This window comes from Trabulsiella odontotermitis (assembly GCF_001188485.1).
GTDB classification, from domain to species: domain Bacteria; phylum Pseudomonadota; class Gammaproteobacteria; order Enterobacterales; family Enterobacteriaceae; genus Trabulsiella; species Trabulsiella odontotermitis_A.
On the sequence record NZ_JNGH01000101.1, the window covers coordinates 99,489 to 115,322 of the forward strand.

The following is a 15,834-nucleotide window of genomic DNA, read 5'->3' on the forward strand; positions in this document are numbered from 1 at the left end:
TTATGTGTCATCTTAAAGGTAGTTGTAAAATTATTTTGTGCATATTCTTTGTTGTGATTATATTCTTTTTTTGTTATCTAATGAGAAATTTTTATAATAATGAAGATGTGGTTTTAAATTATAGTGATAAATATGGCTACTATAAGAGCTTTAGCGAGTTACATAAAGCAGCAGAACAAGGTAATCCAGAAGCGCAAACGAATTTTGGTCTATTGTATGAAAGAGGTGAGATTGTAAAACAAGATTATAAAAAGGCAGTATATTGGTATAATGAAGCGGCAAAAAAAGGATATGCAGAAGCGCAGTATAATCTCGGGGTTTCATATGAATATGGTCATGGGAATATAAAGGATTATCATAAGGCAAAGGCATGGTATGAAAGAGCATCAATACAAGGACTAACAAGTGCACAGGTTAATCTGGGTATGCTATATATTTATGGACAAGGAGTCCCGGTAGATTATGCGAAAGCGTTATTTTGGTTTGTTGAGGCATCAAAAAAGAATGATACCATCGCCATGAATAATATCGCTCATATGTATAGCCTTGGATTGGGAGTGGAGAAAAATGATAAGCAAGCTTTAAAATGGTATCAAAGGTCAGCTGATTTAGGCTCTATGAAAGCCAGAAATTATATTTCTTTATTATATTTAACTGGGAGGCATGGTGTTCTGCGTAACAAAGAAAAAGCATTAATATTAATGAAGGCAGCTGCATGTCAAGGGTATGCACTTGCTCAATATAATTTAGGTGAGTTGTATAGTGGTGAAGCAGGAGAAATGACAGTTGATTATTTACAATCTTATGCTTGGTATTCAGTAGCCACCTTTAATGGATATGAAAAAGCTAAGGTGGCGCAATTTAAAGTTTTGAGTAAATTAAAGAGAGAGGAGCGCGAGGAAGCCATTGCAATGGCAAAGGAGTATATATATAAATATCCAGCAACAAAGATAGAAAATGACACAAATAAATCCAGTGATGAATGTAAGGTATCATTTAACACCAGTAATCAATAAGATTGCAGGTTGTGTTTTGGAAAACCATTGCGATCACCTAAAAGTAGCGCTGGTACGCAGTGATGGGCGTATCGCCTGGCAAGTGAAGTATGATGAAGATTGAGACGCCAAGTCTACTCACGGAGCATAATCCGGGGAGGGCATGCAGCAGTTGCTTCGGCTGCCCGGACAGCAGCAGGATGAGGAAAGCGGGTTGTATTATAACCATCACCGTTATTACGATCCGGCACAGGGGAGGTATATTACACAGGATCCGATAGGGTTGAGAGGAGACGGAATTTTTATGCGTATCCATTTAATCCGATAACAGAAGCAGAACCGTATGGGCTAAACGCTATTCCAATGCTAATTCCAGCCCCAGGAATTCTTAATCTTGTTTTGGGGATTATATTTAAATATATTTCTCTGGGGGTAAGTTCAAGTGGATTCATTTATATTATTAGAACTACAATAATGGGCGCTGTTGTAGGAGGAATGGGTGGAGGGGCGACTCTAATAGTGAGAAAAGTCTTGTACTCAAGGCGCAATTCTTCCGACTCGGAGCAATCTCAACCTCGTAGATAATTAATATGAAGTTTTAACAGACCGTAGCCCTGCATGGCAGGACTACGGTTCATGTATTACGCCAGATAAAACACCGGTTTCAGCTCCGCGCTGACCGGGCTGTTGTCCGGGTTGGCGGGCATCACGTCGCGCATATACTTCCACCAGCGCTGGCAGACGTCGGTGCTGGCCACCGCATTCCAGCGCTCCTCTGATTCAATCTCGACGCTGGCGAAAAGCAGGTTGCGCGCTTTATCGAGGTAAATCGCGTAGTGATGCGCGCCGTGCGCCTTCAGCGTGGCTTCCAGCTCCGGCCAGATTGGATTGTGGCGACGCTCATACTCTTCATGCGCGTCAGGGTTGACCTGCATCACGAAGGCTTTGCGGATCATAATGCCTCCAGATACAGTTCGCGAACCTCGTCGCGGCTGGCGGTGCGTGGATTGCACGGCGCACACGGATCGGCGAGCGCTTTGTCCAGCCAGCCCTCGATATCCGCTTTTGTGACGCCGAGTTTGCTGAAGCCGGATGGAATGCCAACACGGGCACTCAGCTGACGAATCGCGTTGATGGCTTCCATACTGGCCGCTTTATCGCTCATGCCGCGCGTATCTACACCCATCGCCTGTGCCACGCGAGCAAAGCGCGCTACGGCATTCGGGCGGTTAAAGTTTTCGATGATCGGCAGCAGGATGGCGTTGCAGACACCGTGCGGCAAGTTGTGCGTCGCGCCCGGCTGATGCGCCAGCGCATGAACCAGCCCCAGACCCGCGCTGTTAAAGGCCATTCCCGCCAGGTACTGACCGAACGCCATTTGTTCACGCGCTTCAAGGTTGTGACCCTCATCGACGGCTTTCGGCAGCCACAGCGTGATGAGGCGAATCGCTTCCAGCGCGTTGGCATCGGTCAGCGGATGCGCGCCGACGGAAACATAGGCTTCAATCGCGTGCGTTAACGCATCCATGCCGGTGGCCGCCGTGACGGATGCCGGGGTCTCCAATATTGGCATCAATGATGACTTCTTTGACCTGCCGTTCGCTGTCGATGATCACCGCGTTGCTGGTCATCTCCGCCGCCGTCCCGGCGGTGGTGTTGATGGCCACCAGCGGCACGCCCGGGTTTTTCACTTTACCGACGCCAGAATAGGCCGTTGACGGACCCGGGTTGGCGGTCAGGATTTTAATGGCTTTCGCGGTATCGATCGGACTGCCGCCGCCGAAGGCGATTAGGTAATCGCACTGCGACGCCTTATAAGCGGCAAAGCCTTTTTGCACCAGCGCTTCCGTCGGGTTCGGGAACACCTCATCGAACAGGTGATACGGCATCTGATGGGCATCCAGTGCGGCAAACAGGCTGTCGAGCAGCCCCAGTTTGACCAGTTGCCCGTCGGTGACAATCAGCGCTTTGCCCCACTGCTTGCCCGCCACCATGTTCACCATATCGCCAATGGCGCCCGCGCCATGCAGGCTGATTTTGGGTAGTGCCAGCATAAAACTCATGATAACTCTCCTTAATGTTTGCTGTGATTTTTCCGGCGGCAGGCTCCGTCAGGCGCGTGGTTATTGATAGAGTTCGAGTGCGCTTGCCAGCGGGGTGACGCCGAAGCGTTTACCCAACGCGATGAGCTGCTCGCGGGTGATGGTCTGCTTCATGCCGCCCATCGAAAAGACTTTGACTAACACTTGCGCGGATTTTTCGGCGGTATCGATCAAACCAAAGGTTTCATCCAGCGTCGGGCCGCTGCCGAAGACTCCATGGAAGGGCCACAGTACCAGCGCGTGTTTTTGCATTTCCTGGGCGGTGGCCTGACCGATGTCATCCGTGCCCGGCACCATCCACGGCAGAATGCCGACGCCGTCGGGGAACACCACCAGACACTCGGTACTGCCTTCCCACAGCTTGCGGGTGAAGAGATCGGTACGATTTTCCAGGACGTAGGTCAGCGCAATCAGATTAGTGGCGTGACAATGCATGATGACGCGGTCTTTACCGCCAGTGGCGATAATACGCTCGCTGTGGGACTGAAAATGTGCGGGCAGTTCCGACGTTGGCACGGCATCGTCCGTCAGCCCCCACAAAATGTGATACCCGGCGCCGTCGTTATCGACTTTCACCACGCCGAGGTTCGCCGTCGGGTCGAGCTGCACGTTGCGGAAAAACTTGCCGGAGCCGGTGACGATAAACGGCATACCGGCGAGCTGCGGCAGCGGCTGGCTCAGGGCGATGTAGCGCGGCTGCGGGTGAAAATCAGCACGGTACGGCGCGATATCCGCGTCGTCCAGACGCAGCGTCAGGTTGCCGCCGTTTCGTTCGTCCCAGCCTTTCAGCCAGGCGTCAGACGTGGCTTTGATCATGCCCTGGACGAACCAGGAATTGATAATGGTCTGCATATTCTTCACTTTCCTTAAAAATGCCGGGTGGCGTGTCGCTTACCCGGCCTGCATGTTTACTGGCGTTTTGCTAATACGGTTTTCTCATACGCGCGAACGTTTTCCAGCCACTGGCTGCCTGCCGGCGTGTCGTGGCGCTGGCNATTTCTGCTCTTCCAGCAGCGCCAGGCGCGCGGTGTAATCGCCGTCCAGCTCCAGTTGACGCAGTTCGGCGGTGGGTTCCAGCAGGGCGCGCAGCAGGGCTTTTTTCATGTTGCGGGTGCCGATAACCCACGCCGCGATGCGGTTGATGGAGGCGTCGAAGAAGTCCAGGCCGATGTGGACGCGGTCGAACAGATCGTGACGGATGATTTCGCTGGCGATGGCCTGGGTTTCGTCGTCCAGCAGCACTACGTGGTCGCTGTCCCAACGCACCGGGCGGCTGACGTGCAACAGCAGGCGCGGCACAAACAGCATTGCAGCGGAGATTTTGTCGGAGATGACTTCCGTCGGATGGAAGTGGCCCGCATCGAGGCACAGCGCGGTCTGGCGGCTGGTGGCATAACCCATGTAAAACTCGTTCGAGCCAACGGTGTAGCTTTCCGCGCCGATGCCGAACAGCTTGCTTTCCACGGCGTCGATGTGATGCGCCGGGTTCAGTTTTTCGCTGATGATCTCATCCAGCGCATTCAGCAGACGCTGGCGCGGCGCGAAGCGGTCGACGGTGAGATCTTTCATGCCGTCCGGGATCCAGATATTCATCACCGACGGGGTGCCCAGCTGTTCGCCGAAATACGCCGATACACGGCGGCTGGCCTTGCAGTGGTCAATCCAGAACTGACGGATCTCGTCATTGGCGTGGGCGAGGGTAAACCCGTCAGCGCTCAGCGGGTGCGAGAAACAGGAGGGGTTGAAATCCAGCCCCAGCTGGTTGGCTTTCGCCCATTTTACCCAGTTGGCGAAGTGTTCCGGTTTGATGTCGTTACGTGCGACCGGCGCGTCGGCTTCCAGGTAAATAGCGTGCAGATTCAGGCGTTTTGGTCCCGGGATCAGGCTCAGCGCCAGTTCGAGATCGGCGCGCAGTTCCGTAGCGTTGCGCGCTTTCCCCGGGTAGTTGCCGGTGGCCTGAATGCCACCGGTTAACGCGCCGGTCGGGTTTTCGAAACCGGCCACGTCATCGCCCTGCCAGCAGTGCATTGAAACCGGTAAGCGATCGAGCTGGCGCAGCGCCTGCTCGACATCCACGCCGACGGCGGCAAAACGCTGTTTAGCCAGTTCCCATGCCTGTTCTGTTTGAGTGGTCATGCGCAAAGCTCCTTTGTCTGTGGTTGCGGCTGAAACTGCGCAACGTAGCGGGCAATTTCATGGTTCGGATTTGGAGTAAAAGTGGTCAGGTTGTAGTTTTCGCTCACCACGTGGCGGAAATCGTCGACGTTGTTAAGCTCATCCAGGGTCATCAGTTGAATGCCAATGTTGCCGAGCGTAGAGGCTTCTACCGGCCCGGCGATCACGGTGATACCGCAGGCGTCGGCACACAACTGGTTGAGTAGCGGGTTCTGACAGCCGCCGCCCACGATGTGCAACTGGCTGAACGGCTGGCCGCGCAGGGCGGTGAGCTCTTCCAGCACGCGGGCGTACAGCAGCGCCAGACTGTCGAAAATACAGCGCGCCAGCTGCGCGGCGGTCACGGGCACTGGCTGCTGGCTTTCGCGGCAGGCGGCCTGGATTTCCGCGCTCATGTTGTCAGGGTTAATGAAGCGATCGTCATTGGGATTGATCACGAAGCGGCAGGCGGGCAGCGGCTCGGTGTCGGCGATCAGCGCCTGTAAATCATTCACGTTCTGCTCCCGCAGCACACGCTGCAGCAGCCACAGGCCCATGATGTTTTTCAGTACGCGGTAACGACCTTCCGCACCGCCTTCGTTGGTGATGTTGGCCTGTAGCGCCGCCTCGCTGGTGCAGGGCGTTTTGCTCTCAAAGCCCATTAGCGACCAGGTGCCGGAGGAGAGATACGCCGCGCCGTTACCGTTCAACGGTGAAGCGATCACCGCGCTGGCGGTATCGTGGCTGGGGGCCGCCNNGGGTGCGTCGGCGTGCCGAACCAGCGGCGCGGAACGCCCGTCCAGTCGAGCAGCTTTTCATCCCAGTTGTCGGTATTGATATTCACCAGTTGCGTGGTGGTGGCGTTGGTGTATTCCCAGTTCAGCTTGCCGGTCAGGCGGTAGCTGAAATAGTCCGGGATCAGCAGGGCATGAGCGACGCGGTCAATGAGTTCCGGCTGCTGCGTTGCCAGCGCGTGGAGTTGATAGAGCGTATTGAACGGCAGAAACTGAATGCCGCTGCGCTGGTAAATGTCGGCTTTGCCGAGCTGCGTTTGCGCCTGCTGCATCACGCCCTGGGTGCGGCTGTCGCGATAGGAAACCGGCAGCCCCACCTTATCCAGCAGCACATAATCAACGCCCCAGGTATCGATGCCGATGCTGTCGATGAGAATGCCCTCGGCACAGACGTTTTCCAGCCCGCGGCGGATCCCTGCCTCCAGGCTGTCGATATCCCAGCAGTCAAAACCGTCCCTTTTTTGCAGGCAGTTCACAAAGCGATGCGCCTCGCGAAGCGACAACGTACGTTGTTCGCGGTCGTAACTGGCAAGCATCACCCGCCCGCTGGAAGCGCCTAAATCTACGGCGACACAATGGCGAAAAGTCATCTCAGGGATCCTTCAGATAATCAGTGAATCCAGTCTAAAAAGAGCGCAACGGCGCTACCTTCTCGTTACTGACAGGCGAAAATTGGCGCTGGCAAGAAAGCAAAGGTGAAGGTGAGGGAGCTCACAGTTTCCAGTTTTGCGCCAGATATGACCTGGTGTGATGTTCGCCGCATTTCCTGATTTTTCCGGACGTTTCTTGAAAAAACGGCAGGTTTTGCGCGCTTTGTTGTCAAAAATTCAAGGTGAGATTCCCGCACCCCACTTATTATCCTGATAATTGTTCTCATCTGGTGGGAGGCGTTATGACCGTGTTGCACTGTGTGGATTTTTTTCCGTCGGGCATCTCTTCGGTGGCGATCGAGCCGCGGCTCCCCCAGCCCGAATTTCCCGAACATCACCATGATTTTCATGAGATTGTGATCGTCGAACACGGCACGGGCATTCATGTCTTTAACGGCCAGCCGTATACCATCAGCGGCGGAACGGTCTGCTTTGTGCGCGATCATGACAGGCATCTTTACGAGCACACCGATAACCTCTGCCTGACCAACGTGCTGTACCGTTCGCCGGACGCGTTCCAGTTTCTCGCCGGGCTGCACCGCCTGCTGCCGCAGGAGCAGGACGGCGTGTATCCGTCTCACTGGCGCGTTAACCAGAGCGCACTGCAGCATGTGCGGCAGATCGTGGCGCTGATGGAGAAGCAGGACGAGGACAGCGACGCGCACACCCTCGCCAATCGCGAAATCCTGTTTATGCAGTTGTTGATCCAGCTGCGCAAAAGCAGTCTCGCGGCGGAGGCCACCAATAACGATGCCCGGCTGAATCAACTGATTGCCTGGCTGGATGACCACTTTGCGGAAGAGGTGTGCTGGGAAGGGGTTGCGGAGCGTTTTTCGTTGTCGCTGCGCACGCTGCACCGGCAGCTCAAGCAGCACACTGGTCTCACGCCACAGCGCTATCTGAACCGGGTGCGTCTGACGAAAGCGCGTCACCTGCTACGCCACAGCGACGAGAGTGTGACGGACATCGCTTTTCGCTGCGGTTTCGGCGACAGTAACCACTTTTCGACACTGTTTCGCCGGGAATTTAACTGGTCACCGCGGGATATTCGTCAGGGGCGAGACGCCAGCCTCCAGTAACGCGAAACCAGTCACCGTTTTTTGCTAGTAAAAAAGTCAATAATGGCGGGTTGTTAGCAATGAGGTGGCACTATGCCTGGTGAGCTTATTCTTCGCAAAGCGGACTTTTTTGCGTCGCCCGACCAGGCGGTGGCGGTGGCCGATCGCTATCCGCAAAACGTGTTTGCCGAACACACCCACGAATTCTGCGAGCTGGTGCTGGTGTGGCGCGGCAACGGCCTTCATATCCTCAACGACCGTCCTTACCGCATCACCCGCGGCGATCTGTTTTATATCCGCGCGGAAGACAAACACGCCTACGCGTCCGTCAACGATCTGGTTTTACAGAACATTATTTACTGCCCGGAAAGGTTGACGCTGAATCTCGACTGGGCGGCGCATATCCCCGGTTTGCATGGTTCACACTGGTCGCCGCACTGGCGGATCGGCAGCAGCGGAATGGCGCAGGCGCGGCAGGTAATAAGCCAACTGGAGCATGAAAGCAATCGGCAGGATGTGCTGTCCGGTGGAATGGCGGAACTGCTGTTCGCGCAGCTGGTGCTGACGTTGAGCCGTCACCGCTACGCGACGGACAATCTCGCCGCCACGGATCGTGAAGCCCTGCTGGATAAGCTGATTACCGCGCTGGCCGGAAGCCTCAACCGCCCGTTTACGCTGGAGGCGTTTTGCGTTCAGGAAGGCTGTAGTGAAAGGGGATTGCGCCAGCAGTTTCGCAGTCAGACCGGCATGACCATCAGCCAGTATCTGCGTCAGTTGCGGATTTGCCATGCGCAGTATCTGCTCCAGCACACCGAGCAGATGATCAGCGATATCGCGATGATGTGCGGCTTTGAGGACAGTAACTATTTTTCGGTAGTGTTTAACCGGGAAGTGGGGATGACGCCAGGGCGGTGGCGTCATCGCAGTCGTGTGACTTAATTTGCCATACCCAGACCCACAATATTGGCGGCGATAATAATCACCACGCAACCGAGGCTCAGTACGCCCACCGGACGGCGTCCCGCATTGTTCCACTCCTTCAGCACCAGTCCCACCAGACCGCCGCACAGCACATAGAAACTCATGTGCAACATCCAGCTCATATAATCATACTGCGCCGGAATGCGGGCGTGGCCCCAGGCATAGAAGAAGAACTGGAAATACCACATCAGACCGCCCAGCATGGAGAGCAGGACGTTGCTGATGATCAGCGGTTTTGCCAGCGAGAAGTCGGCTTTTACCGACAGTTCCTTCACTTTTGCCAGACGAATGAAGCAGAAGCCCAGGTTGATGATCGCCCCGCCGCCCATGATGACAACATAGCTCGGCAATGCGACATACAACGGGTCGACGCCTAACGCGGCGGCGGCTTCATGCATCGGTTTGGCGGCGTTCATGGCAAACGACATGCCTGCTGAGAAAATCCCGCACATAATTGCCAGCGCCAGGCCTTTCTTCAGGTTGAACTCTTCCGCCGTGATACCCATTTTGCGCTCTTTCAGTTGCCCTGCGCGGGTCACAATCCCCACACCAATCAGCGCAACCAGCACACCCAGCAGCGTCATCTGACCGCCCGGGGTGTGGATCAGCACATCAAAATTGCCGTTGATAATCGGTGTCATCAGCGTCCCGACCACGAGGGTTATCCCGATAGCGATGCCGATCCCCATCGACATACCGAGATAACGCATGGTCAGGCCATAGTTGATGTTACCCACGCCCCACATGGCGCCAAACAGGAATACCGGCAGCAACGTGGAGGAGGAGAAGGAGCCGTAATAGGCCCAGAAATCAGGAAGCAGCATGGCGCTGACGGCCCAGGGCAGGATCAGCCAGGAGACGATGCCCCCAATTGACCACATGGTTTCCCAGGACCAGTGTTTAACTTTTTTAAACGGGGCATAGAAACAGGCCGCACTGGCTGCGCCTATCAAATGCCAAAAGATACCCATCGTAATCGCGTGACTCATTGTTTTTATCCTCACCGTTGAAGTCGATGAATCTTCATCTGACTGGATGAGTGTAAAAATTGTACAGCTCATTAACCTTCGACCGGTTGCCGCGATACGCGCCACACTGGCAATGAGCGCGTGATGGGGATGAGCGGCCTCACAAAATCAGAGTCATAACCAAAGGTTATAACCTTATTAAAACTACGGCATTGATAAACATTTTCAATATCATTTAATTAACTATAATGAACCAACTGATTACGCGGCATTAACACCTCTGCCGCCCGACAATAATGGAGATGACTATGAGCTATACATTACCATCGCTACCGTACGCTTATGATGCACTGGAACCGCATTTCGACAAACAGACGATGGAAATCCATCACACCAAGCATCATCAGACCTACGTTAACAACGCTAATGCCGCGCTGGAAAGCCTGCCTGAATTCGCCAGCCTGCCTGTTGAAGAGTTGATCACTAAACTGGATCAACTGCCGGCTGACAAAAAAACCGTACTGCGTAACAACGCGGGCGGTCACGCCAACCACAGCCTGTTCTGGAAAGGTCTGAAAAAAGGCACTTCCCTGCAGGGCGATCTGAAAGCCGCTATCGAGCGCGATTTCGGCTCTGTTGAGAAATTTAAAGAAGAGTTCGAGAAAGCTGCTGCCACCCGTTTCGGCTCTGGCTGGGCCTGGCTGGTACTGAAAGGCGACAAACTGGCGGTGGTTTCTACTGCTAACCAGGACTCCCCGTTAATGGGTGAAGCCATTTCTGGCGCGTCCGGTTTCCCGATCCTGGGCCTGGATGTGTGGGAGCACGCTTACTACCTGAAATTCCAGAACCGTCGTCCGGACTACATTAAAGAGTTCTGGAATGTGGTGAACTGGGACGAAGCTGCTGCCCGTTTCGCCGCTAAAAAATAAGTACTTTTTGCCTTCGGGCATGAACGAAACCCCGCCTTTTACGGCGGGGTTTTTTATTGCCTGTACTCCGCGCCATGTGATGCCTATCACCTTTAGAAACATTGATCTGATAAATATGAAATGGAGTTTCAATTTGTAATTTAGATCACTTTTCTCTGACTCGAGAATGTTTATTGTGGCTGCAACAAATACTGCTGATACGTGTGCGGAAAACAGAAATCGGCGGCAACAATTTCATTTTCAGTGGGTTAAGGTGAGAATATGCAGATCAAACGTGCGATAGAAAAAATACCGGGTGGTATGATGCTTGTTCCGTTGTTTCTGGGCGCGCTCTGCCATACGCTTTCCCCCGGTGCGGGCAAATATTTTGGTTCCTTTACCAATGGGTTGATCACCGGCACCGTGCCAATTCTGGCCGTCTGGTTCTTCTGCATGGGGGCGTCCATCAAGCTCAGCGCGACCGGGACGGTATTGCGTAAATCCGGTACGCTGGTGGTGACCAAAATTGCCGTGGCGTGGGTGGTGGCAGCGATTGCGTCACGCATTATTCCGGAACACGGTGTTGAGGTCGGGTTCTTCGCAGGTATCTCCACGCTGGCGCTGGTCGCGGCGATGGATATGACCAACGGCGGCCTGTATGCGTCTATCATGCAGCAGTACGGTACCAAAGAAGAGGCTGGCGCGTTTGTTCTGATGTCGCTGGAATCCGGTCCGCTGATGACCATGATCATCCTCGGTACTGCGGGTATCGCTTCCTTTGAACCGCATGTGTTTGTCGGCGCGGTGTTGCCGTTCCTGGTCGGTTTTGCGCTGGGTAACCTTGACCCTGAACTGCGCGATTTCTTCAGTAAAGCCGTGCAGACGCTGATTCCGTTCTTCGCCTTCGCGCTGGGTAACACCATCGATTTGACCGTGATTGCACAAACCGGTCTGCTGGGTATCCTGCTGGGTCTGGCGGTGATAGTGGTGACGGGTATTCCGCTGATTATTGCCGATAAATTCATCGGCGGCGGTGACGGTACGGCAGGTCTCGCGGCGTCCAGCTCTGCAGGTGCGGCTGTGGCAACGCCGGTGTTGATTGCAGAGATGATCCCGGAATTCAAACCGATGGCGCCGGCTGCAACCTCGCTGGTCGCCACCTCGGTGATTGTAACGTCGATTCTGGTGCCAATCCTGACGTCCCTGTGGTCGCGTAAAGTGAAAGGCCAGGCGGCAGCTGCGGAGATCCGCGAAACGGTTAAATAACGCTTCGTTATAGATTTGAAAAGAAGCCCGGCACTGCCGGGCTTCTTGTCGTTAGCGGATGCCAAACACGCTGTCGATGTGCTGGCACTGAGCGGCGCTCAGCTCCCCGCCAAAATTGCGGGAGTGGGGCTGGCAGTAGCCAAACTTGCGTGACACCACGGTTTTAATGGTGGTGACGAAGTCATCGCCAATCGCATAGATAGACATAAAACGACCAATCTCCCGCTGAATGTTATGCAGCGTCTGAAGGTCGTTTGCCGCCCAGGCTTCCCGCGCCTGCACGAACAGTTCGGGCATGATGTTATTCAGCCCGGAAATAATCCCCGCGCCGCCTGCCAGCAGATTAGGAATGAAATATTCGTCGTAGCCGGAAAGCACGGCGAAATCATTGCGTACCGGTTCGGTAGCGAGAATGATGTTGCGCGTGTGCGACTGGCAATCCACCGTGTCTTTAATCCCGGCGAAGTTCGGGAACTCTTTCGCCAGCGTTGCGGTGATTTCCGGGGTGATATCGCAGCCGGTACGCGCCGGGAAATTATAAGCAAACCATTTGCCGCTGAACTGCCTGCCAAGCGCTCTGAAGTAGCTCAGCAGTTGGTTTGAGGTTTGCCCGTAATAATACGGCGGCAGTACCATCACCGCGTCATAGCCGGTGCGGAACGCCTCCTGCGCCATCAGCACAATATCCGCCACGCAGGTGGAAGAGACGTTAGCGACCATCGCCAGCGGCGACATGGCGCGCGCCTCGCGGATGAGGTGCAGGCGCTCCTCCAGGCTGAGTGAGGCAAATTCGCCGATGCTGCCCATCAGCAAAATGACATCGATTCTCGCGGCCGTCAGGCGGGCGAGATGCTGAGAAAGGCCGTTCAGGTCGAGCGCACCCTGCGCATCCATCGGCGTGATCGACGGGCACCAGACGCCGGAAAAACGAGAATGAGTGGTCATGTCGTTGACTCCTTGCTTATTGTGAAATAGCGTTTCAAATAATCTTCATGAATAACGCGATTATTGAACCATAAGGTTTACGCCGGTCGCATTTTGCTTAGTCAATGAACAAAAAAATGTGTTCTACTAGTTGCCTACAGCGATAAAACGAAAGGGAGAGCACATGCAGTATCCGGTAGAAGTATTTACAGGCAGGATCCGCGACTACGTGGGCAGCGGGCCAAGCGCGATCGCCAAAATCCAGGTCGACGGCGAACTGATGCTGACGGAGCTGGGACTGGAAGGCGACGAGCAGGCGGAAAAGAAATATCACGGCGGGCCCGATCGCGCGCTGTGCCATTATCCGCGTGAGCACTATGCAGAGTGGGCGCGGCAGTTTCCCGCGCTGGCAGAGCAATTCTGCGCTCCGGCATTTGGGGAAAATCTCTCCACCGAAGGGCTGACCGAGAAGACCGCGTTTATCGGCGATATTTTTCGCTGGGGCGAGGCGCTAATCCAAATCACGCAGCCGCGCTCACCCTGCTACAAACTCAATTACCACTTCAATATCAGTGACATGGCAGCGCAGATGCAGAGCAGTGGTAACGTGGGCTGGCTGTATCGCGTGATTGCGCCCGGTAAGGTGTCCAGTGATGCACCGCTGAAACTGGTGTCGCGGCTGAGTGAGGTGTCGGTGTATGAGGCGGCGGCCATTGCCTGGCATCTGCCCTTTGATGACGAGCAGTATCACCGTTTACTGTCGGCGGCGGGGTTGTCTGTCAGCTGGTCGAGAACAATGCAGAAGCGGCGTTTAAACGGCGAGATTGAGGATAATTTACGGCGGCTGACGGGGAAATAACCCTCTCTTCCGCGAAGAGAGGGCATTGCATTACGGCGCGCGCTTATACAGCGGCAGCCAGATCGTCAGACGTAATCCACCGAGCGGACTGTCGTCCGCTTTCACCCAGCCACGATGCTGCTGGATGGCGGTTTCTACAATCGCCAGCCCCAGACCGGTACCGCCGGATTCGCGATCCCGCGCCTCGTCGGTACGGTAGAACGGACGGAAAATCTGCTCTCTGTCTTCCGGACTGACGCCCGGGCCGTCATCATCCACGTTAATGGTGATGCCGTCTTTATCCACCGCAAACGCCACCGAGATTTTGGTGTTCGAGTAACGCAGCGCGTTGCGGACGATATTTTCAAACGCGCTTTCCAGCGCATTCGGGTTACCGTACAGCGGCCACGGGCCCGGCGGATACTCGACGGTGAACGATTTGCCCACCTGTTCCGCTTCGAACGCGGCGTTGTCGAGCACTTCGCTCCACAGCTGGTTCGCTTTCAGCGTCTCACTGACCAGCGCGTTTTTCTGCTGATTGCGCGACATGACCAGCAGATCGTTGATCATGCTGTCCAGGCGCTGCGCTTCCGTTTCAATGCGCTCCAGCTCTTTGCTTTCGCCCGCACGGCGGCGCAGAAGCGCTGTGCCGAGCTGTAAGCGTGTCAATGGCGTACGCAGTTCATGGGAGATGTCCGACAGCAAACGCTGCTGTGTGGTCATCATGCGCTCCAGCGCGGTCACCATCTGGTTAAAGCTGGCACCTGCCGCCAGGAACTCCTGCGGCCCGGCTTCCAGTTCCGGATGCTGGCGTAAATTCCCCTGCGCCACTTCATCCGCCGCGTTCTTCAGCTTACGGGCGGGCTTCGCCAGGCTCCACGCCAGCCATAACAGTAGCGGCGAGCTGACCAGCATAGTGACAATCAGCAACAGCAGCGGACGGTCAAACAGCAGGTTGATAAAATCGGATTGTGAACTGCTTGCAGGACGAATCAGATAGAGCTGGTAATTATCCTCTCCATCGCGAATGGCAAAGGGCCCTACCAGCTCTACCCGACCATACTTTTTCTTCTGCGGATGATCGGCGTTATCCGCCTGACCAATGAAGTTACGGATGATCTGCATTTCGCTGCGCTCGGCACCAATAACGCGTCCTTCACTGGTGACCAGCAACAGGCGCTGCCCCGGAGGCGCCCATTTATCGATAGCGCGAAACAGTCGACGCCACCACATCAGGTCATTAGGAGGATCGTTGGCCAGCTCAGCTTCAACGTGCTGTTCAATCATAAGCCCCTGACGCTGCTCGCTTTCCAGCAATTCGGTCATCTGACGCGAATCCAGTTTCGGCAACATCAATACCAGCATCAGCACCAGTGCCAGCGTTAACCAGAAGATGGCAAAGATACGTGCGGTCAAACTTCCTATCATGAAGCGGATACCATCAGATAGCCGCGGCCACGCAGGGTTTTAAACCAGGGGTGACCGTCTTTGCGCTCAGGCAGTTTGCGGCGCAGGTTGGAGATATGCATGTCGATCGCGCGATCGAAAGGCGTTAAGCGTTTACCCAGCACTTCCTGGCTCAGATGTTCACGGGAAACCACCTGGCCGAGATGCTGCGCCAGCAGGTACAACAGCGTGAATTCGGTGCCGGTCAGTTCCAGCGCCTGACCCTCGAAGCTCGCTTCCTGACGCCCCGGATTGAGGCTCAGTGCGTCGACTTCAAGCGTCGGCGAGCCGTTGTCGCTGTTTTGCTGTTGCTCGCTCCAGTGGGAACGGCGCAGAATCGCGCGGATACGGGCCACCAGTTCACGATCGTTAAACGGTTTTGGTAAATAGTCGTCTGCGCCAAGCTCAAGGCCCAACACGCGGTCCAGTTCGCTGCCGCGCGCGGTCAGCATAATGACAGGGGTCTGGTGTGTCTGGCGTAACTCTTTAAGCGTGTCGATACCGTTTTTCTTCGGCATCATCACATCGAGCAAAAGCAGGTCGATGCTGTCGTCGAGCAGCGCCAGCGCCTGTTCGCCATCGTGGGCAACCAGCACGTTGAAGCCTTCCATGTCCAGCAACTCCTTTAACAGGGAGGTGAGCTCCCGGTCATCATCAACTAACAGGATTTTATTCATTGTTTAAATACCTCCGAGGCAGAAATTACGTCATCAAGGCTCGCTAATCCATGACTTTACGTTGTTTTACACC

At 54.9% G+C, this 15,834-nt stretch carries 12 protein-coding genes and 4 pseudogenes; 7 read left to right on the forward strand and 9 right to left on the reverse strand.

The features are described 5' to 3' along the window. The first annotated feature begins 2 nt into the window (after nucleotides 1-2). Together GM30_RS15320 and GM30_RS27350 are read left to right on the forward strand one after the other, a co-directional pair. A complete protein-coding gene (locus tag GM30_RS15320) occupies nucleotides 3-1,016 on the forward strand; it encodes a tetratricopeptide repeat protein (protein ID WP_072092098.1) in 1,014 nt (337 codons plus the stop codon). Between the two features lie 25 nt (nucleotides 1,017-1,041). Next, nucleotides 1,042-1,580, forward strand: a pseudogene (locus tag GM30_RS27350) (RHS repeat-associated core domain-containing protein); the annotation flags it as partial. A 56-nt stretch (nucleotides 1,581-1,636) separates the two neighbouring features. Here the strand turns inward: GM30_RS27350 and rhaM are convergent. The 5 genes and pseudogenes from rhaM to rhaB form a co-directional block, all read right to left on the reverse strand. Next, nucleotides 1,637-1,951: an L-rhamnose mutarotase gene (gene rhaM / locus GM30_RS15330; RefSeq protein WP_049849314.1), complete on the reverse strand. Its 315-nt coding sequence runs from the start codon at nucleotides 1,949-1,951 to the stop codon at nucleotides 1,637-1,639. Beyond that, nucleotides 1,948-3,058, reverse strand: a pseudogene (fucO, locus tag GM30_RS15335) (lactaldehyde reductase). The gene rhaM and the pseudogene fucO overlap by 4 nt, the downstream one beginning before the upstream one ends. Nucleotides 3,059-3,118: 60 nt before the next feature. Further along, nucleotides 3,119-3,949, reverse strand: a complete 831-nt coding sequence (gene rhaD, locus GM30_RS15340) for a rhamnulose-1-phosphate aldolase (protein ID WP_049849315.1) — start codon at nucleotides 3,947-3,949, stop codon at nucleotides 3,119-3,121. Between the two features lie 56 nt (nucleotides 3,950-4,005). Next, nucleotides 4,006-5,233 (reverse strand): annotated as a pseudogene (gene rhaA, locus GM30_RS15345) (L-rhamnose isomerase). Further along, a pseudogene (gene rhaB, locus GM30_RS15350) lies at nucleotides 5,230-6,635 on the reverse strand (rhamnulokinase). The pseudogenes rhaA and rhaB overlap by 4 nt, the downstream one beginning before the upstream one ends. 302 nt (nucleotides 6,636-6,937) lie before the next feature. Here rhaB and rhaS point away from each other — a divergent pair. Both rhaS and rhaR read left to right on the forward strand, forming a co-directional pair. Then, nucleotides 6,938-7,774, forward strand: a complete 837-nt coding sequence (rhaS, locus tag GM30_RS15355) for an HTH-type transcriptional activator RhaS (protein ID WP_049849316.1) — start codon at nucleotides 6,938-6,940, stop codon at nucleotides 7,772-7,774. A 72-nt stretch (nucleotides 7,775-7,846) separates the two neighbouring features. After that, on the forward strand, nucleotides 7,847-8,692 hold the full coding sequence (rhaR, locus tag GM30_RS15360) for an HTH-type transcriptional activator RhaR (protein WP_049849317.1): 846 nt from the start codon (nucleotides 7,847-7,849) through the stop codon (nucleotides 8,690-8,692). On the opposite strand, the gene rhaT is transcribed toward rhaR, so the two are convergent. Beyond that, nucleotides 8,689-9,723, reverse strand: coding sequence for an L-rhamnose/proton symporter RhaT (gene rhaT, locus GM30_RS15365; protein WP_049849318.1), 1,035 nt, complete (start codon nucleotides 9,721-9,723; stop codon nucleotides 8,689-8,691). The genes rhaR and rhaT overlap by 4 nt on opposite strands. A gap of 287 nt (nucleotides 9,724-10,010) precedes the next feature. Here rhaT and sodA point away from each other — a divergent pair, with 287 nt between their 5' ends. Together sodA and kdgT are read left to right on the forward strand one after the other, a co-directional pair. Beyond that, nucleotides 10,011-10,631, forward strand: a complete 621-nt coding sequence (gene sodA, locus GM30_RS15370) for a superoxide dismutase [Mn] (RefSeq protein ID WP_049849319.1) — start codon at nucleotides 10,011-10,013, stop codon at nucleotides 10,629-10,631. A 261-nt stretch (nucleotides 10,632-10,892) separates the two neighbouring features. Beyond that, entirely contained in the window at nucleotides 10,893-11,876 is a 984-nt protein-coding gene (kdgT, locus tag GM30_RS15375; RefSeq protein ID WP_049849320.1) for a 2-keto-3-deoxygluconate transporter, read from the forward strand. Between the two features lie 51 nt (nucleotides 11,877-11,927). Here kdgT and GM30_RS15380 read toward each other — a convergent pair whose 3' ends face one another. Then, on the reverse strand, nucleotides 11,928-12,821 hold the full coding sequence (locus tag GM30_RS15380) for a dihydrodipicolinate synthase family protein (protein WP_049849321.1): 894 nt from the start codon (nucleotides 12,819-12,821) through the stop codon (nucleotides 11,928-11,930). A 163-nt stretch (nucleotides 12,822-12,984) separates the two neighbouring features. Between GM30_RS15380 and yiiM the strand changes: the two genes are divergently transcribed. Then, on the forward strand, nucleotides 12,985-13,659 hold the full coding sequence (gene yiiM, locus GM30_RS15385) for a 6-hydroxyaminopurine reductase (protein WP_049849322.1): 675 nt from the start codon (nucleotides 12,985-12,987) through the stop codon (nucleotides 13,657-13,659). A 30-nt stretch (nucleotides 13,660-13,689) separates the two neighbouring features. On the opposite strand, the gene cpxA is transcribed toward yiiM, so the two are convergent. Continuing rightward, entirely contained in the window at nucleotides 13,690-15,066 is a 1,377-nt protein-coding gene (cpxA, locus tag GM30_RS15390) for an envelope stress sensor histidine kinase CpxA (RefSeq protein ID WP_049849323.1), read from the reverse strand. Continuing rightward, entirely contained in the window at nucleotides 15,063-15,761 is a 699-nt protein-coding gene (gene cpxR / locus GM30_RS15395) for an envelope stress response regulator transcription factor CpxR (protein WP_049849324.1), read from the reverse strand. Before cpxR ends, cpxA begins: the two co-directional genes overlap by 4 nt. Nucleotides 15,762-15,834: the final 73 nt, after the last annotated feature.

Bases quoted from the DNA above. Each gene is read 5' to 3' on its own strand.
- GM30_RS15320 (WP_072092098.1), top strand. From the start codon at position 3: ATGTGTCATCTTAAAGGTAGTTGTAAAATTATTTTGTGCATATTCTTT.
- rhaM (WP_049849314.1), bottom strand. From the start codon at position 1,951: ATGATCCGCAAAGCCTTCGTGATGCAGGTCAACCCTGACGCGCATGAA.
- rhaD (WP_049849315.1), bottom strand. From the start codon at position 3,949: ATGCAGACCATTATCAATTCCTGGTTCGTCCAGGGCATGATCAAAGCC.
- rhaS (WP_049849316.1), top strand. From the start codon at position 6,938: ATGACCGTGTTGCACTGTGTGGATTTTTTTCCGTCGGGCATCTCTTCG.
- rhaR (WP_049849317.1), top strand. From the start codon at position 7,847: ATGCCTGGTGAGCTTATTCTTCGCAAAGCGGACTTTTTTGCGTCGCCC.
- rhaT (WP_049849318.1), bottom strand. From the start codon at position 9,723: ATGAGTCACGCGATTACGATGGGTATCTTTTGGCATTTGATAGGCGCA.
- sodA (WP_049849319.1), top strand. From the start codon at position 10,011: ATGAGCTATACATTACCATCGCTACCGTACGCTTATGATGCACTGGAA.
- kdgT (WP_049849320.1), top strand. From the start codon at position 10,893: ATGCAGATCAAACGTGCGATAGAAAAAATACCGGGTGGTATGATGCTT.
- GM30_RS15380 (WP_049849321.1), bottom strand. From the start codon at position 12,821: ATGACCACTCATTCTCGTTTTTCCGGCGTCTGGTGCCCGTCGATCACG.
- yiiM (WP_049849322.1), top strand. From the start codon at position 12,985: ATGCAGTATCCGGTAGAAGTATTTACAGGCAGGATCCGCGACTACGTG.
- cpxA (WP_049849323.1), bottom strand. From the start codon at position 15,066: ATGATAGGAAGTTTGACCGCACGTATCTTTGCCATCTTCTGGTTAACG.
- cpxR (WP_049849324.1), bottom strand. From the start codon at position 15,761: ATGAATAAAATCCTGTTAGTTGATGATGACCGGGAGCTCACCTCCCTG.